The sequence below is a fragment of the Halosimplex rarum genome (assembly GCF_047715405.1).
Taxonomy (GTDB): domain Archaea; phylum Halobacteriota; class Halobacteria; order Halobacteriales; family Haloarculaceae; genus Halosimplex; species Halosimplex rarum.
Genome location: NZ_CP180412.1, coordinates 2,104,335 through 2,128,650, shown reverse-complemented (window position 1 = coordinate 2,128,650; position 24,316 = coordinate 2,104,335). Strand labels below are relative to the sequence as shown.

14 protein-coding genes are annotated in these 24,316 nt (G+C 55.5%); 1 reads left to right on the top strand and 13 read right to left on the bottom strand.

The genetic code is table 11. The features are described from left to right. Window positions 1-85 precede the first annotated feature (85 nt). The 4 genes from pglZ to ACMGFH_RS10315 form a co-directional block, all read right to left on the bottom strand. Window positions 86-2,236, bottom strand: a complete 2,151-nt coding sequence (pglZ, locus tag ACMGFH_RS10330) for a BREX-5 system phosphatase PglZ (protein ID WP_415383028.1) — start codon at window positions 2,234-2,236, stop codon at window positions 86-88. A gap of 2 nt (window positions 2,237-2,238) precedes the next feature. Further along, entirely contained in the window at window positions 2,239-6,552 is a 4,314-nt protein-coding gene (gene pglX, locus ACMGFH_RS10325) for a BREX-5 system adenine-specific DNA-methyltransferase PglX (protein ID WP_415383027.1), read from the bottom strand. Window positions 6,553-6,634: 82 nt separating this feature from the next. Then, window positions 6,635-7,141 carry a hypothetical protein gene (locus ACMGFH_RS10320; protein ID WP_415383026.1) on the bottom strand — a complete coding sequence of 169 codons (507 nt, stop codon included), beginning with the start codon at window positions 7,139-7,141 and terminating at the stop codon, window positions 6,635-6,637. Between the two features lie 8 nt (window positions 7,142-7,149). Next, window positions 7,150-7,317, bottom strand: a complete 168-nt coding sequence (locus ACMGFH_RS10315) for a hypothetical protein (RefSeq protein ID WP_161625241.1) — start codon at window positions 7,315-7,317, stop codon at window positions 7,150-7,152. 181 nt (window positions 7,318-7,498) lie between these two features. Here ACMGFH_RS10315 and ACMGFH_RS10310 point away from each other — a divergent pair, with 181 nt between their 5' ends. Further along, window positions 7,499-7,810 (top strand): hypothetical protein, encoded by a 312-nt coding sequence (locus ACMGFH_RS10310; RefSeq protein WP_274325346.1) that lies wholly within the window; start codon window positions 7,499-7,501, stop codon window positions 7,808-7,810. Window positions 7,811-8,089: 279 nt separating this feature from the next. On the opposite strand, the gene ACMGFH_RS10305 is transcribed toward ACMGFH_RS10310, so the two are convergent. The 9 genes from ACMGFH_RS10305 to ACMGFH_RS10265 form a co-directional block, all read right to left on the bottom strand. Further along, on the bottom strand, window positions 8,090-9,139 hold the full coding sequence (locus ACMGFH_RS10305) for a hypothetical protein (RefSeq protein ID WP_415383025.1): 1,050 nt from the start codon (window positions 9,137-9,139) through the stop codon (window positions 8,090-8,092). A gap of 94 nt (window positions 9,140-9,233) precedes the next feature. After that, entirely contained in the window at window positions 9,234-10,229 is a 996-nt protein-coding gene (locus tag ACMGFH_RS10300; RefSeq protein ID WP_415383023.1) for a hypothetical protein, read from the bottom strand. A 99-nt stretch (window positions 10,230-10,328) separates the two neighbouring features. Next, complete coding sequence (locus ACMGFH_RS10295; protein WP_415383022.1) at window positions 10,329-11,048, bottom strand: hypothetical protein; 720 nt, start codon at window positions 11,046-11,048, stop codon at window positions 10,329-10,331. Between the two features lie 30 nt (window positions 11,049-11,078). After that, window positions 11,079-14,897: a hypothetical protein gene (locus ACMGFH_RS10290; protein ID WP_415383021.1), complete on the bottom strand. Its 3,819-nt coding sequence runs from the start codon at window positions 14,895-14,897 to the stop codon at window positions 11,079-11,081. Further along, window positions 14,897-15,484 (bottom strand): BREX protein BrxB domain-containing protein, encoded by a 588-nt coding sequence (locus tag ACMGFH_RS10285; RefSeq protein WP_274325352.1) that lies wholly within the window; start codon window positions 15,482-15,484, stop codon window positions 14,897-14,899. Before ACMGFH_RS10285 ends, ACMGFH_RS10290 begins: the two co-directional genes overlap by 1 nt. After that, window positions 15,481-19,200, bottom strand: a complete 3,720-nt coding sequence (locus ACMGFH_RS10280; protein WP_415383020.1) for a hypothetical protein — start codon at window positions 19,198-19,200, stop codon at window positions 15,481-15,483. Before ACMGFH_RS10280 ends, ACMGFH_RS10285 begins: the two co-directional genes overlap by 4 nt. After that, entirely contained in the window at window positions 19,200-20,039 is an 840-nt protein-coding gene (locus tag ACMGFH_RS10275) for a BrxA family protein (RefSeq protein WP_415383019.1), read from the bottom strand. Before ACMGFH_RS10275 ends, ACMGFH_RS10280 begins: the two co-directional genes overlap by 1 nt. A gap of 63 nt (window positions 20,040-20,102) precedes the next feature. Beyond that, the gene (locus ACMGFH_RS10270; RefSeq protein WP_415383233.1) at window positions 20,103-21,812 is read right to left on the bottom strand and encodes a DUF4143 domain-containing protein; all 1,710 of its coding nucleotides are present in this window, start codon (window positions 21,810-21,812) and stop codon (window positions 20,103-20,105) included. 100 nt (window positions 21,813-21,912) lie between these two features. Then, entirely contained in the window at window positions 21,913-24,231 is a 2,319-nt protein-coding gene (locus tag ACMGFH_RS10265) for an MBL fold metallo-hydrolase (protein WP_415383018.1), read from the bottom strand. Window positions 24,232-24,316: the final 85 nt, after the last annotated feature.

Here is a 24,316-nt window from a genome sequence, read left to right as displayed (position 1 = left end):
ATAGCAGTTGAACAGTTTTTGACGCCCTCATCAGGCCCTTTTGTATGAGAGTGTATGATTGGTGGCGCGGGCTGCAAAGAGTTATTTACTCTTGCGTGATCGTGACGAAATTCAGGACGAACTCCTGCGGGAGGACGCCACCGTGGTAGAAACGAGCATCTGGGAGCCCCTGGTTCCTGAAACGCTGAATCGGGTCGGTGAGGACGCTGATTTTGGTATCGTCGTCGAGGTAGCCTAGGTGCGTGTCTTCGTCCAGCAAGACACCAGGCGTGTCGTCGTCCAGGTCCGCGCCGGCGACCCACCGACGAGTCACCTTCTCGGCGTTGCTCGGCGGATGCAGGTCGTCGATATCGACGTGCTCTGGGAGTGAGACGAAGCCGTGGTCTGAGAGGATGTACGCACGGTCCCACTCGCCTTTCCGGAGCTTCTCGCAGATGATCCGGGAGATGGCATCGATGCGGTCGCTGAACAGCTCCTCGAAGTCCGTGAGCTCCTTCTCGCCGGTCTCGTCGATGTCGTTCCAGTAGTAGGCGACGCGCGTGTTACTCCAGCCGACCTCGTCCTCGGCGTCCTGCATGATGTAGCTCCAGCCGTCGTTTTCGAGGAGCGTCTGTCGGCGATGATTCGTGATCTCGCGTCCGTTCCGTTCAGGAACGAGCTCACCGTCTTGCAGTTCGATGTTGAAACTGAACTTGCTTCCTGGGGTGAGCGCGGCTTTCCCAAACTCGGTGTCAGAGGGGAGTGTTCCCACCCACTTGCTCTCGTCAACTTCGAGCTTGGGGAGCTCACTTCGAATGGACTCTGCGAGTTCGTGTGCGAGGTCGAAGCGCAGGGCGTCGACAATGAACAGTGCGACGCTCTGGCCGCTCTGGAGGTGTTCCTGTTCTTCGGCGAAGAACTGGTGGGCGTGGTTCTCGCCGACGAACGGCGAGCCTGCCTCGATCTGGTCCCCGACGAGGTCGCCAAGATCGGTGAGATACTCCAGGTATCTGGATTCGACCAGCGACGAGCGGAGGTCTTCGAGTTTCGCGGTTGCTGGATGCTCTTCCGGGAGGGCGGTTTCCGGTTCGCCGGAGACGATGAGGTTGAACACGGCGTTGTCGATCTGCCACGTTCCATCCTCTACGTCGCCGTACAGTTCCACGACATCTCCGGTATCGCCGCTCTCCTCCCACGTTTCGAGTTCGTTCGCGAGCGTCGCGATGTCGATAGCCTGCTCCCAGAGCTGTGTCCACGGAACGTCGCCGTAGGTCGCGTCGAGGCGCTCGTGGCGTTGTTCCGCCTGGGTTGCACATTGCTCGTAGTCGCCGGCGTGGAACGACTGCGTCCACTCGTCCCAGAGGCGGTGTTCGAGCGAGGCGTCGACGGGACAGTCGACGAGTTCCCACGGGTCGTCGTAGGTGCGAACGATATCGTGCCAGAACCGCTGGCTTGGGTCGAGATAGACGCGAGCCAGTTCCTGCTTGCGTTCGGTCTTGCTCAGGACGGAGCGGAGTTCCGGTCTGGAGACGCCGAATCCGCTACTGGACTCGGGCTGGTACTCCTGGGGGAGCAGGGATTTGTCTAGTCCCTCGTCGACGAGCCACTCCGCGACGGCCCAGCGGCGCGTTCGTTCGACGATAGTCTGGGCGTCGCTTACGCCGTCGACGGCAGCCACCCCGTTGTCGACCAGAAGATCGCGAATCTCTCTCAGGTCCTCGTCGCTGGGTAAATTCTCGGCGCCGTGTTCGAGGACGAACTGGACGGGGTCGTCGTGTCCGTCGAGGACGATCTTCGTCTGGAGGCCCTGGAGCGACGGGAGGCCACCTTCGCCGTTGAGTTCGTCGTAGAGCGTCTTGGCGACGTTCTCCCGGTCGTCGGCGTCCTCGTAGGCTGTCCGAATCGTCGCCGCCTGCAGTCGGTCGTTCTCGAAGCAGCGGGCTGCGAGCTTCCCGATGTGCTGTTCGATCACGTCGCCGGTGTGCTCGACGTCTTTGAACCAGTCGACGTCGTCGCTGCTGGCCTGCGGGACGTACCAGACGGTTTGGTCCCGTGGTGCCTCTGCGCGGAGTTCCAGCGGCGTCTGTTCCGCGGCTCGGAAATTACAGCCGAGCTGGCTGCTGGTTTCTCGGACGATGTCACGGAGGTAGCCACCGTCGTCCCACCAGAGGACGACAGGGTCCTCGTCTACGGCCTCGTCGATGGCACTCTCGATAGCGTCGTGAGCGCACTGGGGGAGTGTCTTCGTCGCTGTCATGATTAGAGAACGTCATCCTCCACCGTCTTCGGGACGATCTCGGCCTGTGCGAGCGGTGTGATATTGATTTCGACGCCGTGCTTGTGGTTCGGTTGGTACCCTTCGGTCGTTATCTCCGAGAGCGCGCGGTCAGTCCAATCCGAAGGAATTTGCTTGTCGATGGTCTGGCAGCGGTCGTCGATCTCCTCTGCCAGGGCCTTGAACTCTGCCAGCGGCGGGAGATCGTCGACTTCCTCGACGCCCTCGTCGTCGGCTATCGCTTCGAGGAACTCCTCGTCGACGACCGAGGGGTCGTCGAGACCGGTCGCGAGCGAGGCGAGCAGGCGTTCGTCATCAGTCAGGGTATCGAACGGCTCTCCGTCATCGTCGAGGAGATCTGCCCCTTCGCGCTCGAAGTAGTATGTCATGAAAAGGATACCCGTGCTGGAGTAGTGGTCCGACCCCTTGAGTCGCCAGTTGAAGTAGTCGAACAGATCCGCCAGGTGTGCCTCGACGGACTCGTCGGCGGGCTTGGCGTACTCCTCACAAGCGCGTTCGAGTTCGCTGAGGGCGTCGATCCATTCCTCTCGCCACTCCTCGACGGCGTTCCAAAAGTTATCCGAGAAGGTGTCTTGGAACCACTCTTCGCTGTTTCGCTCGCGCAGTTCCGACAGCGTCTCCACGCGCTCACGGGTTTCCTCTCGGAAGGTGGCGACCTTCGGAGCGAGTTCCTTGACGAGTTGTCGATCCTCGTCCTCGAAGTCGCGCTCGTCGGTGCTTCCCAGTTCTTGGAGTACGTCCTCGAAGACACTAATCTGGTTAAGCCCGCTCGCACAGCGCTCGTACTGTTCGGCGGCTTCCGCCTGTTCACTAGTCGAGAGCGACTCGTCACTCCGACGGCGATTCGCAGCGCTGCGGCGCTCCCGGAGTTCGGCCTTTCGAGGTTCGAGGTACTGGTTGGTGAGTCGGTCTAAGAGTCCCGAATCGAGATTGTGGTAGTCGACGAAGCAGGCAAAACCCTCACCTGTCGAGTCAGCGATAAGGCGCTCTGTAGAGAGCTTCCATAGAATTGGCGTATTCTCCATCCTGTCGACGTGGTAGTCAAACAGGTTATTCTCGATGAACGCTCGGAGGTTGGGATATGCCTCTTCGGCGGCGGATCTGGCTCCAAGAATCTCATCGACTTCGACGAGGCGATCTTCTGCGTCCTCACCATAGGCGTCCTCAAACCTCTCGATGACGCGCTCCAACATATTGGCTTGTTCTTCGGTGCTATGGAGTGGGACTATCCCATCTGATTCCTGACGGACGGCCTCCATTGCGAAGTGGTGGACAAGATCCTTGACCTGAACATCGATATTTTCAGGAATCTCTGGTACTGATTCAGGGTCAGGAACTTCGCGATCCTTTGGTGACTCTGAGGTTCGTAGGAAGATTTCTTGACGAATCTGCTCCTGCGTAGATTCGTCTAAATCTACTGTATCATATATGTCATTATCAATCTTCTCTGATATTGACTCTAATTGTTTTCTGCGAGATAGGGCATCTACCTCGCTTTGTCTGGATGCTTCTTTAATGTCTGTGGAAGGAGACGGAGAGTTGATATTTAGTTCGAATTCGCCAATCAGGGCTTCTTGATGTGGATGATTGTAGAAGAATTCTCTATCGACACTGTTGGGAAGGAGTGAGGGGCCTATATAGTATGGACTACTACTGTCAGAACTCCTCTGATGCAGGACCTCTTTGAATTGCTCTCGGGCTTTCTCTCCGAGACCTTGGCCCTCTAGATCCTCCAGCCAGGGTATACTACCTATCTCTCCAGCATTCCAATTACGTTCAATCGTTTGTGATAAAATGAGTGAATGATACAGGCTAGAGTTTAAGATTGCCATCATTTCCCAGAGAGATTTCTCTTCCAGAGGAGTCAATAAAAACCCATTATGGCTGAACAGACCGCCTGGATAGTATCCGAATCTCCGGCCAGTATCCTTTATATATGTCCATGTCAGGCCTTCTTTTCCGTATAGATCCTCATTGGGCGTTCGAACCGATTGATTGGCTCTTTTAAGCCTCCTACCATCCCCTCTCCAGTAGACAGTCTCAGTAATATGGGGGACAACCCATGCTTTAGCTCCTCCTTCGGAGATCGGCTCGAATTCGTTTAATTCCTCTATCTCCCAGTGGAACCGTGCAAACTGGTCATCATCTCCTGTCAGTAGGCCTGGGACTGCCCGACATGCTGAATCTCCTTCCACTTCAGCCTGATCTGAATCAATTTTTAGATTTGTCTTATGGAACGCACGTACCTTACTTGGAATTGAATAACAGATAGGCGAACGAGGAATATTGTGAAATTCCCGCATATCAATCTCAAAAAGACGATTGATGTCAGCGTCATCTGCAAGAACATTTGTGAAAGTGGGTTCTTTTTCTTGGCTTTCAATATCGTGTAGACGAATAAACGTTCCAGAGGAATTTCGGTCCTCTCCTGAACGAACTACAGTCCCAACTGTGCGAACAGTGGCATTGTCAAGAACACCAATGCCATATTCTGCTAAGAAATCAAAGCTACCCTCTTCACCAATGAAATCCTCCCGGAACCCGGAAAATTGTTTCTTAAACATAAACGTACGAGGGACTAACATCCCAGTACGTCCGTTGGGTTTACTCAATCGATCACAGACCTCGAAGAAGTTGATATAGAATTCGGGTGAATACTGATATCGGCTTTCAATGTACTTTTGAACGGTATTTGGCATCCGGCTTCTTGAACCATACGGCGGATTCATCAGCGCCACGTCGTAGTCCTGCGCCAGAATATCTAGTAGCCGCACAAAGCTCCGAAGGTCCTGTGCGAGGAACGAGTCCGAGTCTCTGTGTTCTTCGACAGCCTCACGCAGACTGTGTAGCACCTGACCAAGTGTGTGGTCTGCCGTCGGGTCGTCGTCGAGCGTGATCTGGACGCCCTCCGTATGGCTGTCGTCCTCGAACAGGTCACCGAGCGTCCCGCGAACGTCGAGCAGGCTCCCGAGTCCGTGGACCTCCTCGAAGGCGTCGAGGATTCGCCTGAGAGCGTCCTCAACCTTCGGATCGTCACCAGCCACCTCGTCGAACACTGCCTCGACACCGTCGATGTCGGCCACCTTGGCGTCCGCACAGACGATGCCAACCTCGGGCATGTCGAACCCATCAGCACCTTCCGCCTCTGCGCGGGTCCGACCCTTCAGATACAGATTGAAGGCCGCGAGCTGGCAGGCCCGCATGTCCAGGTCGACACCGTAGAGATTGTGCTGGAGAATCTTCCGCGGGATCTCCTCGTCAGAGAGGTCCGTCTCCGCACGCCAGATACGCTCCAGTACGTCGAACGCGTACAGCAGGAAGTGCCCGCTCCCACAGGCAGGGTCGATAACGCGAAGTTCCTCCGGGTGCTCGAAGTCGGTCGGCTCACCCTCTTCTTCGGAAGGAACGAGATAGGTACAGAAATCTGCGATATCGGGCGACTCGTCTGGAGAGAGTGGTCGATTCTTTCGCTCGTCCGGGGAGAACGCTTCCTGCGATTCGACGACATCCTGCAATTCACCGGTGTGTTCGAGATAGAGTTTCCCGAGAGAGTTGTCGGTTAGCATCCGGACAACCCAGTGGGGCGTATAGAACTGATTTGCCGCGGGAACGTCCTCAGGGTCGAGGCCTTCCCGGTCGCCTTTGCGGCGCAGATCGTCGAGCAACTTGACGTTGTAGTACTCGTAGACCCATCCGAGCACGTCGTCGGCCCGCCAGACCTCGTCGGGAACGGAGTCCAGCATTTCGCAGAGTTCCTCGAAGGTATCGTCATCAGGATCAACGAGGCTGTATGCTGACGAGCGATCGAATAGAATCTCGATCTCCTCGGCGAGTGAGTCACATGCCCGATGGTACGCCTCGAGGATAGCTTCGTCTTCTAGGAGAAACTCCTCGTGGACGAGCGTCTCCGCGGCAGGCGTCAGGCCGTTCTCCTTGAAGACGGTGACTTCCTCGTCGATGAAGTCACGAACCTCCATACAGCGGAGGGCGGCTAGCCGATTGACGATCGTATAGCCGACGCTCGTGACGTACTTCTCGAAGCCGTCGTCCCAGGAGTGGCCGTCCACGGCTTCCAGTTCGATAGCCTCGACCAGTGAAGTCGTGTCCTCGTCCAGTGTTTCAGTGTCTTCTGGCTCGCTGTCGAGGTCCTGTTGAGTGAGCTGGAACCGTACGTTGTCTTCGACGCGATCTCGCATCTCGGCGACGACGTCTTCGAGATGCTCGCGTTCGCCCTTGTCCAGTTGCGCCTTCCGCTGAGAGAGAGACTCGCTTTCCATTCGAAGATGACCTGTATGGTATTCTCAACTGACCACCACCAACTTCAATGTTGCCGAGGGCGGCCGGGTACTGGCCTCCCACTCACCACGTCAGTGAGAGCTCTTCGACGGTGATGTTCTGTAGACCGAACGCTGCCGGCGATAGTTCCCCGAAACCCCCATCGTCGGTCAAGATATGCGGCCGTTCGTATCGGTACTCGTACGCCAGCGAAAAGATAGGCACGTCTTTCGCCTGGATGTCCAGCAGGTGTCCCAGTAGCTGATTGTGGGGTTTCTGTCGAACGTCTCGTAACTGGAGGTCCTCGAGTTCGTCTCCGTCGAAGGTCGTGATCACGTCGTCACAGCTACCGAATAGCTTGAACAGGAGTGTGAGTGCCTCGTCGATTTCCTCACTCTCTACTCGCTCTGACCGATGGAGTCCCTGCTGGATTTCTTCCACCATATACACCGAAACCACGGTCTGATGACGACTGTCGTAGAATTCTTCAGTGAAGTAGAGACGTTCGCCGAGCGTATCGGAGTAGATCTCCACGGGGAGTTCCGCTGCTGTCGCTATGTATATCCAGACATTGCTGTCCAAAATCAGCATTCAGGAACTCAGTCGTCGGCCAGCACCGATTCTCGCTGGCTGACTGATTCTGCGATGAGGTTCTCTCGATCCCAGTCGAGATCTCGATTGAGTTCCTCGAGTGCTGCCTCTATATCTGCAGGTGATTCATGACAGTCTTCTGCACGCGCCCACAGTTCCGCTGTTTTCTCACTCATGAATCTCACCTGCCGTTAGTAGACTCTAAAAGGAGCGGGACTTATAATTCTAGCGGCGAGCGTTCGCTAACGTTCTCCAGCAAGAAGGGTGTCATAGAACAGTTCACGCGCCTAGCTTTCTAATCCCTGTTCACTCAATACAGCCGATAGATTCTATTGCCCAGATACTCTTCCCCGAAGTATGGTATCCTCTGATTCCGACGCAGATGAGGTTATTGCAGGTCTGGAACAGGACATCGGTGAACACGTGCGGGCCACGGCGAAATCCGGGGAGAATCGCATCGAGGTTACGGGTGAGACCCGTGGAACGGATATCTATCCCAATGCCGTTCTCGAGTACTTCTCCATCTTGGGATGGGCTCCTGACCGTATCCGGTACAATATGGATAACGAGCCCGTCGTTGATTTTGTCCGAGAAGATGAGTACGACCTCTTAATCAGCCGCGGAAGACAGAAGTTCGATTCAATCGAGTTTGAAGAACAATTTCGTTGAAACCGCACACCGGTTGAGCAGGTGATTCACTCCTCAATTCTGAGGATCAATCGTCTTGTGAACTGTTCTATGACTTCCTCTACGACAGCGAGTCAACGTGTTCTAGATCTGGGTTTCGTACTCGTCCCACAGAGTGTCGATGTCCGTACCAGTCTCCTCAGCGATGTGCCGGAGCAACTGTGCCTTGTTCTCGAATCGCCGGAGCTGGCCCTTTGAGCTCATACTATCACGGTGGTATCCTATGCTAATAAATTCTGAGACACCCCTCGTCCAGCAAATTTAGAGGTAGGCGTTGAGTTTCAATAATGCGGAGTCGGGAAGAAGGCCCGTCTGCTCTTTTGCGAACTCGAAGACTTCGTCGGGGCTGATCTCGAACATATTACCGTGTTGCCCAACATCGATCGGTTCCTCGGCGAAGAAGAATACATCTCCATATTCTGCCTTCTCTACGTACTCTTCCTCAGAAACAGACGCGTTTCCGCTTTTCACCTGAACGAACGCACGTTCAACCTCATCATCACGAATCCGACGTAGTTCGCACTCAATGTCTGCTTCAGAACTGCTGGTCGTCGACTTGATGATCGACCAATCTCCCTTACCCGCTTGGAGCTTCAGAAGGACGATGTCCTCGATCTCAGCGGGATCAAGAATACCAAGGAACTGCGAAGCCGTCACATCTGCCCGCAATTGGTCTGACACAGCCGCGGAAAGCCCCTCAGTAGCATCGTCAAATTCACTCACCGCGAAGATTTGTTCTGTAATCAATTTCTGACCATCCTCGATGTGCATCTGGCTTAGCGTGTTCCCCTGGCCAGCGAACCGGCGCTTTACGAAACCTGGGACCATCGGGTACGGGACGGCCTCCCAATCTGCCTCACGGAAATTCCGAATGTCGTTGCTCTCGAATTCGTCCTGTTTCTCGGCACTCAGATCAAGGTCAGTTTCCCAGTCTCCGGTTACCTTACAGAGAGCGAATTCGCTTCCCTCGTTCACCCAAAGAAAATCCCCTTTCTCGATGTCTTCGATCATGTATCGCAAGGAGGACTTGAGGTCGCCATTGAGTTTCACTCGAGAGGGGGTGTAATCGTCGCTCTTCCGTTCGCGAAACCTTTGTTCGATTTCGTTGTGCCGGTCGACTGCAGACTCAGTGTCCGGCATCTCATCTACCTTCTCAATTTCACCATCTTCGAGCAACACCGCCGGATTGTAGCCCCATCCAACTCCAACAATGCCCTCGCCCTTACAGAATTCGTACGGATTCGCAGTCTCAATTGCCCCGCCAGGCTGTATTTTTAAACGGTATACCGAAAAGTCAGTCTCGGGACTCACGATGGCCGATTAAGAGGTTCCAATAATAAGTGTATCTCTCGGCTACAAATTGAGACCTCGCTGTGCGATGTACGGTTTCATCACTCCGGCCCACTCACTCCTCTAATTCGGCGGTATACGTCGGGTTCTCCTGGAGTGTCGTTAGCGACACGTAGCGGTGGCCCTGAACGAATGCGACCGTCCGATTGGAATCGCTCGCAGTCTTGTCGTTCCGAATTGCCTGTTCCAGCTCAACGTCTTCCTCCAGGAATAGGACTTTCTCCGTCTCTCGGTACCGATCGGAGCCATTCTCCCGCATCAGTTCCACGGCCCTTAGCAGTTCGCTCTCCTGATGCTGGGAGAGGTCGGGATGACCACGTACCGTCTCCTCGTCGAGGGTGACGCTCTCGATAGACCCGGTGACTTTCGGAACGGTTGTTTTGATCTCCCCATCCTTGTAGAACGCGAGGTGCGAAACCGGTTTGAAAGAGCGATTCGGCTGGCAGAAGTAGAGATCATACTTGTGATACTCCGGCCACGCCTTGCGGGCAGCGACGACCAGCACTCGCTCTTCTTGCCCGCTTACGAGTGATTCGTCGTAGATAAATCGGACGAGCTCACGGAGCAGGAATGCTTCGCGTTCGGTCGGAACGTACATACTCGCTTCGGCACTCCCAACATCCCGCTCTAGAACCGATTCAATACTCCCGACGAGGGTATCGAAACTCGCCCAGACGATCCGTTCGTCGTCGATTGCCTGTACTTCGGGGGGAACCCGGGTATCTGGCGTGAGGACTATCAACCGCTGGAGATCAGATGGGTCCTCATCCAGTGCCTGCAAGTGATTATCCAACTGCTCTCTACGGACAGCGTCGCGACTGGTCTTCGTCTCGAACCACAATGCCGTGGAAGCCCGGATCGCCGCATCCGGAACTGAATCCGTCCCTGTAACCTGATTATCGAAGCCGACCAGAGAAAGGTCAGACTCGTCGGTAATCGCTTCCAGAATATCCTCGGCTAACCGACTATTCACGTGCTCGAGAACCGCTAATAGTGTCGAAGTTACTCGATTCTCGCCCTGGGTGTAGGTGGAGAAAAGCGGGTTCGGCATACCACCGGCTTACTCGGAGGGGGCACAAATGTGTTTATTGCCTTCTTTGGTATCCACCACTATGATCGGTGGCTTCATGTTTGCCTGGTGTTTCAACTGCTATTCGTTTTCGAGCTTGTAAAATGCATAAAGAGACTCATCCAGCAATTTAGCCGGTGTTGCGTCTCTCTCTTGGAGAACCGGATGAGAAACCACTTCCTGAAGAATCTCCTTACAGTATTGAAGAAATAAGATATAATCCTCTGCTGTTCTACCGAATCTGGGTTTATTGTTCTCGGGTGAGTAGCCTGCTTCCTTGAGGTAGAAATACACGCCTCGGTCCTCTCGTTTCTTGTCCCTCGGATCCCCTTGCCGTCTCTGGGATCGAGTTCGAATATCTTGATCCCACATTACGAAGAGTTCTGGTGCGAGAAGACTCAGCACCTTTGAGGTACCAGTTTGGCCGAAGTGATCTTTCATATCGGCCCATACATTCTTCACTGTCTCGTAAGCGGGACCCCCTGGTTGTAGGTCAGCATCAACCAATGCAGTGGACCGGACCTCCTCAATTGCTTGATGATGTCGCTCGAAGATGCTACTCACAGTATCCGCATCTAACGATTTTGTTTCTCGAGCGGCGAAATTCCAGGTGTACATCAACAGCATCGGACCACCCAATATCAATTCGTCCGAATGATACCACCCTGGGCCGAACTCCTGCTCGACCGTTGCCAACGCTTGCTCATAGTAGTAATTTCGCTGCTCTTGCGCCTCAAATAGCGAGACTAATTCTCGGAACCGGTCAGGATCTTCGATTCCTCCAGGGTATTTCGATGGCATCGATTCGACTGTTCAGATTCTCCAAGCCATTCACTCAGTTCTGTCGATCAGCACGATATCGTCGTCATCCAGACCATCTAACTCCTCTTGCATCGTCCGCATCCGCTCCAAGATCGTCTTCGCTTCTGAGAGGAGTTCTTCTGACCGTTCTTCGGTTGGCCGTTCGTCAGCATCCACGACCGTAGTCACCTCATCGGTGACTTTCGCGTTCGGCAGTTCTTGGCGGAGGTCCTCTGCGACACGCTGCAATTCCGCCCAGACATCGTCGTCGGCATCCGGTGGCTTCGGATCGTCTGCTTCATCGATGAGCTGCTGCACGCGCTGAAGTGACGGCGGTCGCGATGAATCGAGGACGGTGTCTACTGCCGCGGTCGTGGGTGAGTCTGGATGGTCCGTACGAAGGGTTTCCCTGGCTGCCTCCAACTGATTCCACGGACTCGGATCCCCATCGAGGATCCCACGGATCTTCTCGTAGGCTTTCGCTTGTTGGCGCACACTAGAGGCGACGAGTGCTTCTTCCTCGATCTGGTCACCGGCCCAAGCTGTTTCGAACACCGGTTCGAGGTGGTCGAACGAAATACCACTGAACGTATCCGTAGCATGCTCGAGTAGCGTTTTGACCGTTGATTCGTTCTCTCGCACCCACGCGGAGAGGTCTGCACAGATCTCTGCTGGATCCGATACGTCGATTGTTCCGCCTGTGATTCGCCGGTACTGTTCAGAGAGAACGTCGATACGATGACCGGTCGCATCAGCGATCCGGGTTGCCAGTGTCTCCTTCGTGGGCACAGAACCGCCTTCGGCTGTAGTCTGCATTCGCGACGTAATCGTCGCACTTGGGTACAGCGATTCTACTAACTTTAACGTCTCAGAAAACTGCGTCCAGAGAGATTTCTCGTCGTCTTCGACCGCGAAGAGCTCACGCGCATCTGCGAACGTCTCTGCATCCGATTTAACGCCATCTTCGACGAGATCCGATGTGGAGATTTCGCCACCACTGTACGCTGGCGATAGTGCAGATTCGAGCGATTCCAGAGAGACATCGAACTCCCGAGACACTCCTTTGAATGTTCGCTTGACGAGGACGCTCTGCTCATCTACCCAGGTCGCGAGCTCGGTGACCCACTCGTCGGGGTCGTCGCCGTCTGGTTCGTGACCCAGAACAGTCGATACGACTGTACGGATCTCTTTGGGATTGATCGTATCAACGCCGAACCGGACCTGCAACGAAGTGAGTCCACTCTTCGTACGCACCTGCCGACCGATTGCTGCTGGCTCCGTCACGTAGTCGGTGTCTTGCTTCAGAGCGACCTTCTCGTTCGACGTCGCGAGCGTGATGAGGAGTGCTGCGATCGACTCTTGCGGCGTCCCCCGATAGTCTCCGTTGGAGGTACGGGTTTGCTGGAGCAACGTCTCCACGTCGACTGCGCTCTGTGATTCGTACTCGTCGATGAACTCTCGACACCAGCCACTGTCTCCGATCCGACGATTAGATCTGTCTACTCCTAACATGACCGCATCGCTGTCGGCGAGGGGCCATTCGCCGCTACCGCGGAAGAACTTCGCTAACCCCTTCGCATCGTCGACTTCGACGAGAGGGCGCGATAGTACCTTCCGAGTAGAGCCGAAGACAGACTGAACCTGGTCCTCGACGACTTCTTCGAGTACACCCGGACGTTCACCGCGATACTCGTGAACAGTGTGGATAGACGCACTTTCGAGGAGATCGCTCACGGACGACTCCAACCGCCGTTTGTCGGTCCGATGTTCCCGTTCGAGCTCCTCGTGTGTCTCAGTCTCCGCTTCGAGGACTTCTCCCATCCCAAGGACGTTTCGAATCCTATCGAGTGTGGTCTCGGGCACGTCGATCGCGATGAGAATGTGCTCGCCTCCTGCTCGGCCGTCGTTTACGTCCTTCCACGTTTCGACCTGATCAGTGACCGTATCCGGATCATCAGCTAAGATGCGGATTCGAACGGCATCGAATTCTGTGGTGGGTGCTCGACCGACGGGGTCGAGAATGGAGTACTCGTACCGAAGCGGAACGAGGCGTTCGTCGCCGACATCGGCCTCGGGAACGCTACTATCGCTCCGGAAGAAGTCGTCGTTTTCCCGGAGCCGCGTTTCTAGCCACGCAGACAACTGGTGAGGTGAGATCTGCTCAGCTTTGGTCTGTGCTCGACTGAGAATACTCTCCTGCTCCTCAGAAACCAGTGTATATACTTCGTCACCTTTGTCGTTGGTTTCGGTGAGCACTTTTCGCTTGTCCACGAGTGTATTCAGCGCTGATTCGGTGTTGTCCACCGTCTCATCAACTGAAGAGTGGACGTCGGCGAGCATCAACCGGCCCAGATTCTCTGGTGTAGCTGGGACTGCTGGTGTCTGATTAAGCAGGTACAGTGCTTTCGATACCCGGACCTCCCAGGCGCTCTCATCGCCGTCGAAGGTCGGAATCAACGTATTATCGAGCATCTCCTGCACCCACAGCGGGACGTACGTGGTTTCCTCTACCAGTAGATCGAACAGCTCGTCCCACGTCACGAGTGCTCCCTCCTCGGCCGTCGCCCACCCGAATTTCGTGAACAGCGAGCGAACCAACACAAGCAGCGCTCGGCCTTGGATGTAGTCTCGGTCGGTTGCTCGTCCCTGTGTGATCAGTTCCTGCATCACCTTTCGAAGTAAAGTGAGGTCGTATTCGCGGAAGGGGTACGACTCGACGGGGTCTGGATCGGCACTTTCGACTGCCGAATACGTCTCTAAAGAGAGATCGGGCATCGATGAGACGAGCGAGGATACCCGATCACTGCTGGATCCGTCTTTCTGCAACCACCGTTTCCGGACGATAATCTCCGTGTCAGCGCCTTCGAGAGGTACCTGCTGATGGGTCCAGTGGTCGTCCGCTGGCTCCCCGATGAGACTCTCGCGTGTCGCCGGGAGCGAATACTGCCCGGTCGTGACGACGACCGGATTCGGGCCATACTGGAGTGCTTCCATCGTCTCCTCGAACTCTCGGTATCGGTGACGACTATCACCGACGAAGAGTGCAACCTCGTCGAGCCCCAATAGTAACTCCGTCTGTGGTCCGCTTTCGTTCAACGCGTCAGTGACGGCCTCGACTCGGTCGACCAGCTCCCCGGGGTCGAACGATTCCGGGTCGACCTCCTCCTCTGCATGCTCGATAGACGCTTTGACGCCGGATTTTCTGTCGAGATCGGTTCCACTCGTCTCCGGCAATGACGGTAGCGTCTCGTAGAGCCAGCGTCGCAGCGACGCTCGTTCTTCGAGGACGTCCTCGAAGGTCTGTCCGTTTTGCTCGGCGGCAATGAGTGCATCCCAGACACCATCGTATTCCATATCGACGGTCCAGGCCCACTCGAGCAGCCAGTTGGGGTCCGTCGGGTATCCGAGTTCACGACCAATCGCCTCGAAGATGAGAAACGGGAGAGGCGGTTCCTTGGAGGCGTCCCGATCGAGAAGGTTCAGGAAAACCGGCTTGAGACGGTCGACGTGCGACTCGTCGATCGACCGGGCTAGGTTGTCGAACCCAGGCCACTGTTGGGCTAGTTCGTCTCCAAGGTGCGCGAATTCGGACTCGCTGTCGGCTACGAGGCCGATCAGTTTCAGCAAGTGTGTCTTCCCCGAACCGAAGGTCGCGTGGAGATAGAGGAAACGTGCAGCCTCCCCCGGATGTGTCTGTATGACTTCTCCGAGTTCCGTAAGAACGCGTTTTGCGCTCTCGGTCTCGTGGAACTCTGCAACGTCGGTTTCAGCCCGCTCTCTGGCGTTTACTTTCTGGACTTCTTCGAGTTGTCGCGTGGGGTCACTACGGAATAGCTCTTTGATAGTCATTATTGGAGATGCACCTCCCGAATCTGCCCGTCGATCTGATGTGCCGGGTAGTAGTGTCGTGAATCGCCGCCGAAGAAACTCAATTTCCCGCCGACGACGTCGCCGGGGAAGGGAATGCCGATAGTGGACCTGACGTTACGACGGTCGAGTTCATCGAGAAGTTCAGATGCACGGGTGAATGGATAGAGGCTGCCGAGATTGAGGAGCAATACCACGTGCTGTTGACTCTGCAGGCGGTCGTCGTCGATTTCGTTCGCAATCATCTCCTCGACGAGCTCTTCCGCTAGACGATCTTGCAGCGTCTCTTCGATACGCTCGGCAGTCGTCTCGCCGCCCAGTGCTACCGATAGGTTGTACACCTTGGTCTTCGGAAGAAGCTCGTCGAGCCAGATTGGTTGTACTGAGATCTCGGTTTCGACGGCTGGTGCTTCGTCAGCATCCACTGCCCATGCACTGAGCCGCTCTGCAACCCGATGCTCGACCGCTGGTTCGACCGCTGCGATGACGAACGGATTTCTGATTCCTGCTTGCCCGTCGGCAAACGTGCACAGTTTCTCTTTGAATGCGAGATACGGCGAGTCTGTCATCGAACGATCACCCCCGAATCCACCTTTTCGATGTCCAGCTCTCGGTTCTCCACGAGCTGTTCGAGACGCTGATTGATAGCCTGCCTGTCGTCCGGAAGGGCTCCGATCCGGTCCACTTCGTCAGGTTCCTGATCCCCGACGATTGTCGAGAGGCGTTCGAGTCTAGACTCCAGTACAGCGATATCGTCCTCGATAGCCTCTTCACGAGACTCAACGGTTGAGACGTCATCAGCCGCCGAAACGAGCGTGTCTTCGTCGTCAGCACCGAGTGCGGAGACTGTTTCCTCGATGGTATGGTACCACCGGCGAAGCTCTCGGAGTGGCGTAATGTATGTCCGCTCAAACGCAGGCTGTACACTTGTCGGAAGTTCCGTCGCGTCAACGATCCAGGGGTGGTCTTCGAGACGCTCGACGAACGCAGCGAGGCCTTGGCCGTCGACATACTCGTCCCACGATCGCTGAAGCTCGTCGCTGAGTCCCGTGGCCGTCTCGCCGACGAGCACTTTCCACCCTTCGGTCGTCCACCAACTCCCTTCGAACGTCGCGAGCGCATCACGTTGTTCCTCTACCAACGACTGAGCATTCTCGTCAATCCATTCGAACTCACTATCGCCCAGGAGGAGCTGGACATCGAAGCGGTAGAGTGATACCAGCCGACGATTCCAAACGTCCACAACTTCATCGAGCCATTCCTGTTCGTCATTGGTCTGTTCAATCGCATCCCCGATCCCGTCGCCCTGTGACCTGACGACAGCAAGACGATCCGAAGCGGCGTCAATCCGTTCAGATAGCTCGTCAGCGAGAGACGCCAGAAGGCTTCTGACGGCTTTTGACCGGATGTCGGTGTCGGCAACGAGCTGGATGTCCTCTCGAAGACCAGTGAGCGCCGAGTGGAGCTGCTGATTTGATTCCTGAAGGTTGATCAGTCCGTCAGCGACTGTCTCTGTGGTTTCTTTGAAGCCACCCTTTTCGAGGAGCTTCCCGATCGGTTCGCGTGGGAGGAGTTTCAGCCTCGTCGTCGAAAGCCGGTTCTGATCCAGCACCACCGAATTTTCGAGAGTATTCCCGTCTTCGTCGATGGGAACAAGCCGTCCTTCCCGACAGAAGCCCCAGATAATGGCGCACAGTGCCGGACGAGCGTCGTCGTAGAACGGCTTTTTGTCTGCAATTCCATCGAGGACCGTATTCATGTTCAAGCCGTCTTCTTTATCCTTTAGCTGTCGACCCGTGAGCGCCATCACGTTGCTCTGTATCGTTTTCTTCCCCTGGCTTGCCGTTGGGTCAGAAGACGGTACTTGAATTGTATGTGACCAGGCTGGCAGCGGATCTTCGGTGGAAAGTTCTGCGAGCTCCTGAAGACGATCTTCGTCCACTTGGAGCATCATGGGGTGGAAGTCATCTGGATACCCCACGTCAATCGCAGTCTGCACTGCCTCCGAGAGACTTCCGATATCCGTTCGATCCTTTACGGTGTAGGAACCGCTTTGCATGGCGCTAACGAGCTTACTCTTGACAGCACTGGCTCGCCGTTCGAGATCACGTTCTACCGCTGAGGGGGCGTTGTGTGTCGAAATCGCGTCTCGAAGTGCCCACCACTCAACGAGATGCTTACGAAGGTCTTCGAGGCCGTCGGTATCGATTTCCCAGTAGAGGGTCTCTCCATCGCCATTGTGAGACGAATAGTCGGGATGAACACCCTGCACTGCGATGGAAACCTCTAACCCTCCTTCAGCCTCTGTAGTCGTCTCAAAGTCTTCCCCGTCGACACGATACTTGTATGCAACCGGGTATTCGTCACCGGAGTCGCTGTATGGAACGGACTCCGGGAGAGCAAGATCCTGAATGATACGCTTCCAGAGATGCTCATCTAACGCATGGAGGATGGCATCCCAATCTGGATTCTCCTCGTTTGCTTCCGTGTCATCGTAGATGAGGCGTTCTTCCTGTGTGGCGAACCGGTATCTTGCGCCAGATTCGTCCTCAGTGGGTCGAATGAACTTCTGTAGTCGACCGAGCGATTCTTCGACCCGATTTTGCGTGCTGATCCACGACCGCCCGTTGAGATCGGACATGACCGAGACAGCGATGTTCCCTTCATTCAGAGGGACGATGTCGTGGACGTGCTGTAGCAACAGAACCGCCTTCGCTACAGCAAGGTCGAACTCTTCGAGATTGCCGTCTTCAACCTCGTCTGCGATCCCACGGGTCGTGTCCGATCCCTCGATGACTCGCATGTCCTGAGTGAGAATCTCGCGAAGCTCTGGTTTGACCAACTCGTAGAAATCGACTAAGGTAATGACGTGGTCGGGTTTCCCATTCTCAATCCAGCGCTGGAGGAGGTTGTGCATGAGCGCGAGGATTGCGCGAGCGGTTCCTGAGAAGATCGACTTTGCGGGATCGGTGGCTTCTCGCCTGAGATTAAACAGTATCTCGAGAAAGAGCGGTGCGTGATAGGGGAGGAAGGGATAGAACTCAACGAGTGCATCTTCGTCGATGCTGTCGAGTGGTGGCTTTGTGTTCTGTTTAATTTCGTTGTATACCAGTGATTCTGTGGGCTTCACAGAGGCAGTTTCGAGCACCTCATCGACTCGGGATTCGCCCTGGTCGGACTTCTCGAAGAGACGCCGCTTAGCGATATCACCGACATGCTTACTGGGAAGTTGATAACGGTGGGGGAATCGATCCTTGACGATGCTAAAGTCTGCACCGTGTGCGGCGAACTTCGGCTGCACGTCTTCGATTTTCGCCTGAGCAGTCGCGACTAACTGAATATCGCCATCACCGATATCGTCGATATTTTCTGCGAGCGTCTGAAGTTCGGTCAAACGCTCGAAGTCAGTCCCGATGAAGAGACTCACTTCGTCGAGGAGCAAGACCAGCTTTACCGGTTTCTCTAGTTCTTCCTCCCGCTCTGCGCGCAATTGGTCTAACCGAGTCACCACCTCTTCTGGGTCGATGTCAGAGGGTTGAAGATCGGTATACCCGTCCCGGGTTTCGTTGACTTCCTCGAAGAGCTTCGGGAGAACCACATCTGCCAGAGCGTTGTATCTCTGGATGTCTTCCCAGAGATTCTCCGTATCCAAGTCGTACCCACTATGTCCGGCCGCGACTGTTTCAAGCGCATCCTGGGCCCGAGTCTGTCGTTCAGGCCATGCGTCGGTCGTCCGGAACCACTTCTCGAAATACGCTACGTCGAGTTGGGAGGAGAGCCCCCTCGAGATGTCGTCGTCGACTCCGGTCAGATCGGGATCCTGATGGGCATGCCTGAGAACGATCTCACTGAAGCTCCGCTGCTTCTGCCCCTGATACTTGAGAAGATTGATCGAAACAGGAATCACGTAGTATTCGTCGTGGATTGTACGCCAGTGGTTCCTCAATTGGTCCACATCGTCGTCTTCTGCTACTTGCGTAAGGTCGTCCCAGACGTCGTCGTATCGTCCGTCAAGCCAGTCGGAGTCGAGTAGTCCGTCGAGGACGGTCAGCAGGTGGCTCTTCCCACTGCCGTAATAGCCATAGAGCCAATAGTTCGAACCTGTACGCATATCGTCTGCCTGTCCAAGTGTCCGATTGACGAAGTCTCGAATAAAGCGCTGGGAGTCCGCAGTCACGTGGTATGAGTTGATGGCGCGTTCGCGATGATCGCACTCATCCCTGTCGATGCGAACTGATTCCTCGAAGTCTTCTGGAAGGTCTTCGAACCAACTCGCGTCAACCATCAACTGACACCTCCCCTGGAGATCCACGAATACGGTTTCTCGGTGGGGCGGAGATCAAGGTCACCGTGGAGTTCGAGATACTCCCATGCAGAGGTGCTAGCAGCTCGATCAAACAGCTCTTCCCAGCGGTTCTCTGGTTGAAAGAGGTATAGGAAACCCCGTGGGGAGGCGATCCATTCCTCGTCGCCAGTTTCGTATGAATAATCCATCGCTACGAGTAGCGGCACAGTTCCGACAGAAGGAGTTCCTCCAGTCACTGATTGTTGGCCCTCGAGAACTCCGACCTCGCGCATCACTGACCGGATCCCTTCGCACCAACGCTCGGTTGTCGATTCTGCATAATCGAAGCTGCTGCCGTCAGAATACGTCAAGCTGTTGAGGATGTTTAGGAGAGTTTCGTTAGAGAAGTCCAATGGTTTCGGCTCCTCGGAAACAAGACGGTTGCTGTATTCGGTGACGACGTATCGAACCAAGGTATCGTCGGTAACAAGATACAAATAGAGGATTTGTGCTTTGTCTCGCGTCGTCTCACATTGTTCGAACACCTGGGGGAGCAAACTGGGGTTCGGGAGCGTTGTCGGTGCGTTCTTGAAGCGAGATGTGAGGACCCGAAATATTTTCTGCGAGCTTCCCCGTGTACTCCGATTCGATAGGCGTTCGTCGAACCAGATGTTCTTCACATCGTTCCAGTTTCCGTGATCTGCATAAAGTTGAGTGAGCTCCTCGGCTCGCTCAACGAGGAGACCACACATCGTTAGATCCATGTTGACTTCGTCTGGTGAGATCGTCCCAGACAAAGAGGGGATGGGCGCGTCACCGCCGTCGGATATGAGAGTCATGTATGGGTGGATTGAACGGACCTACTTTATGTTTCGTCTATCATAGCATACCCACTCAGAAACTTAGCAGATGAGCAAGAAGAGCCAGTACGGCAAATAACAGAGCTTCCAGCCATCTCTCTCGATCACGAGGGACTCGCTTTTTACAAGGTCCTTCGGGAGGCTATCTGTGACAATAAACCGGAAAGGCGCCTGATACTCGAGGTCGATGAGATCTTCCCCATCTTCCTGTGGATGTTTCCCGACGGATGGGTCAAATGCCGTCGCGATCGACGTTGACGCGTCGGTATGCGGGTGGTAGGAGAGTACGAATGGGAGGACCAATTCGTCATTTCGGAGGACGTAATCCACCGTTCCGGCTTCGGTCTCACAGTATTCGACTTGTGGGTCTTCTCCCTCGAAATCATCCTCGACTTGGTATGCAAGCCGCTTGGCGTGGTCGAAACCGACAGTTCGAGCAAGTTTATACTCGAAGTCGTGATTGAGGCGCCCCGTTGGCTCGTACGATTCGAATCCGAAGTGTTCCTGCCGCTGTGAGAGGAGAACGACGTGCCGAGGATTACGCAGATAGAGTCGGGTCCGCCGGTATCGCTGTAGAGAGTAATCGTGTGATTCCGAAACTGAGAGCCCTTCGTCAAGAAGGGAGAGATACGTGTCAACGGTACGGCGGTCCACACCCAGTCGTTCGCTTATATCAGTGTACTTTAGCTCCTGCCCAGCACGGCTCGCTGCAAGCGATGCGAGCCGATGGAGGTTTTCCGGGTTCTTGATCGATTCATACTGTGCAAGTTCCTTGTAGAGGTAGAGCAGGAAATGCGAGTGGACGAGTTCGTTGTTTACGGAGTAGTCGGGGACTCGCTGGAACAACCCTCCTTTCTGCAAGTATCGCCGTGCAGCTTCGTGTAGTCCGTCCCGGTCAGCTTCAGAGAGTACGTTGTAGTGAAGATCTTCAAGGGCTTCGATAGCGTCTGGGAGCGCTGTGGCATCTGATAGGTTATTTCGAACGTCGCTGATTAACGAATTGTCCTCATCGAAGCTTGTCGTCCGGTGCGTTTCGACTATCGATTCGAGATCCGAATCGACGTCTTCGAACACGGACTTGTTGTAGACCCCGTGTTGAACGGTATCGATGAACTTCATCGGAAGCATAGGTCTAGCCCACTTCACCTGGACCTCATCACTGCCAGTGACCTCCTCCATATTCACTTCAGATTCAACGATCCCCGTGACTACGAGAGACGTGTCGTCGTCGATAAGATCGAGAAGCTGCTGTTTCTCTTCACCTTCGAGGCGGAGTGCGCCGACGTCGTCAAGTAAAATGAACTTCCGACCGGTCCGTGGGGCAATATGGGTATAGAAGTAATCAACAACATTGCCGAGTGCTGCCATGGCATCTTCCGAAGGCTCGAGATGGTAAAGCGAGTCCTCCAACGGAATGTACAGGACTTGTCGAGGATCAATACTACCGACGAGTTCTAAGTCGCGGTGGCTCGGGTCGAATGCCACCGTGTCCTCTCGAAGAAGAGCTGCAACAATCTGTAGTAATAAAGTGGTCTTTCCTATCCCCGTTGGTCCGTAGATAGGATAAACGAGACCATCCGTTTCTCCATCGTGTTCTCTATCGAGTTGTTTGAGGCAATTCACGACGTCGGAACGTGGCTCAAGCTCCGTGACCTCGGTGAGATCTGACGGACTGCCGGTTTCCCCATCCCACCATTGGTTATGCTGCTTTGCATCTTCGAGGAAGGAAGCGGTAGACTCAGACGACTCCATCATATTGCTCTATCCTCCGTGCTGGACATAAATAATCATTCGTTCTGATGTCGCAAATCTGTGGATTTCTGTAATGTAATGCACTGGTTAATCCGTGGGTTCATTGGTCGGTCAGGTGATGTTCGAGCGCAACCTGTACAATCTGGTCGGGATCGGTGACTGCGGAGTCATCATTTTCAGCGATGGCGTCTACGAGAGGCGCGAAGGTATCGAAACCAGCGACTGATATTGTTCGAGCATCGGGGTCGATGCCTAGACCCTTACAGAGAGTCCGTCTGACAGAAGTCGATACATCTGCATCGTCAGCCATTGACTGTTCGATCACCTGCTCTAGAGCGGAATCCGCATCGATAGTTGTCGCCGGCGCATCTGGCTCGATGTGGACGTTGTCGCCACGAAGGACGGCAGCCAATAGTTCCTCGACGGCGTCCGCGACGACAGCGTCGATAGTTGTCCCGCAGTCGTCGGCGTACTCGGCTGCGAGTGACCCGACGACGGGATCTATCTCAACGGTCGTGGCATCGTCAGCGCCGCCTTCCATGGCCGCTGAGGAGCGAACACCGGAAACAGACTGCTCGCTAGCGCCGTCGTTATCTATCGGTTCCTCCGTTGTTTCCTCCCGAGTCTGCTCAGGCTCACCGCGTTCGTCCGCCTCGATCGATCCAGTGGATTCGTTCGACCCAGTAACAGACTCTAAGCGCTCGACGGCATCGGTACCGTCCTCGTCGTCCGTGTTTACGTCGTCTTTTGGAGTTGGCTCTGGCGCCGTATCAACGGATTCGGGAGCGCTATCGTTCATCGTATCCGCTTCGGCGCTCAACGCTACCTGCGTAGAGACCGTGTCGAAAAGTTCCTCGGACTGGTCCGCATCGCCCGTGTCCACTGTAACACGGGCGCGCTTTTGTTCGCTGATGGCCGGGCCCGTCGTCTCGTACAGTCCACCGTCGGCAACGGTCGCCCGACGTTCACCACCGGAACTGCCACTCGCCTCCGCGTTCGGAGTCGGCTGGGACGTGGTTTCCGGGGCAGGCCGGCCTGTCCGAAGCCGCTTGCGGAGGCGCTTCACGTCGACACCTTCGGCCGCGAGATCGATCTGGTCACGTCTCCCGATTTCCGGTAGCGACAGCTGTTCGAGGAGCCCGTCGTTGCTCGCGGCTACTGTTCGAGACTGCTCACGTCCCCGAACGCGACTGTGGGTTTTTTCGCCGACCCACGGCGGGGCTACGATGGAACCGTCTCGGAAGAGTGTCTGTTCAGTCGCGTCGCCGTTCGCCCACGTATAGGCGTCCCACTTGTCCTTGTACCGTTCAGTTGCGCGGCCGTGCTGATGTTCGACGACGACGTGGATCGGCGAGATAGTGTCGACGACGTCGTCGAGGACGTCCTCGGACGGGTGATTCGTAAACATCGTCGAGGAGACCGTCCCTTTCGCGTCGCCACTGTCTTTCGCGTCGGTGTTCCCGCCCTGAACTTGCACGAGCGTCGCGTTTGGGTCGTCCTCGATCTCTCGGAAGAGCCGAGCGCTACTGCCCTCGACCGGGACCTCTGGTCCAGCGATGGTGACGGCACCGGCGTTCAGACAGGTCTTCGGATCGGAGTACGTTGGAACGGTCTCGACGTTGTCGTGGTCGTATCCGAGGCGGTCGTACAGTTTCGCCACCTGGCCGGCAAGAATCACCCGCACGGCCCGTTCGGTATCCCGCTCGACGCCCGCAAGGAGCGTCGCCAGGTGGACGCCGGTCAGCCCGCTCGTCGTACACAGCGTCGTCGATCCTTCGCTCGCTCGCTGAACGAGCGTTCCGACGGTTTCCGTGAGCTCGTCCTCGAAGTCATCGTTCGTCGCCGCCGTGAGGAAGACGGCGTCGATGTCGAAGTAGTTCTCCGGCTCGAAGCCGGGATACCCGCCGGCGTCCCGACGAGTGAAGTCTCCGGTCACGAGCGCGTGGAACGGATCTTCGTCGCCGACCTCCACGAGGAATCCACACGCACCGGGTGCATGCCCTGCCGGAACGGGATGGACGCGGACAGTCCCGGCCACGACATCACGCCAGCCGTCGATCCCTTCGACATGTCCGAGTAGTGCTTCCGTCTCACTGAGTCCGTAGTGACGTTTGCCTTCGGCGAAGACGTCCTCGACTATCGCCGCTGTTCCCGGCGAGGTGAGAATCGGCGCTCGGTCACGGTGGGCGTCGTCCAGGGACCGGTAGTGGTCGACGTGTGCGTGCGTGAGGAGAATCGCTGCCAGATACTCGTCGTCACCGATTAGTTCCCCGGCATCGACGCCATCTCCAGCGTCCACGAGAATGCACGGCGTACGTGCTTCGTGTTTTTCGCGAATGCGCAAGAGGAACGATTCGTTCCCCGAATGCGGATTTGCGTGCTGGTAGGTAATCTCCATGTATCTGAATTGTGAGTCCATCAATATAGTTCTGTGGATTAGGCACATCTCAATGGTTCAATCTGAATAATAGGCGAAGCGCGGTGACTAGTTTTATTTGGTGGGA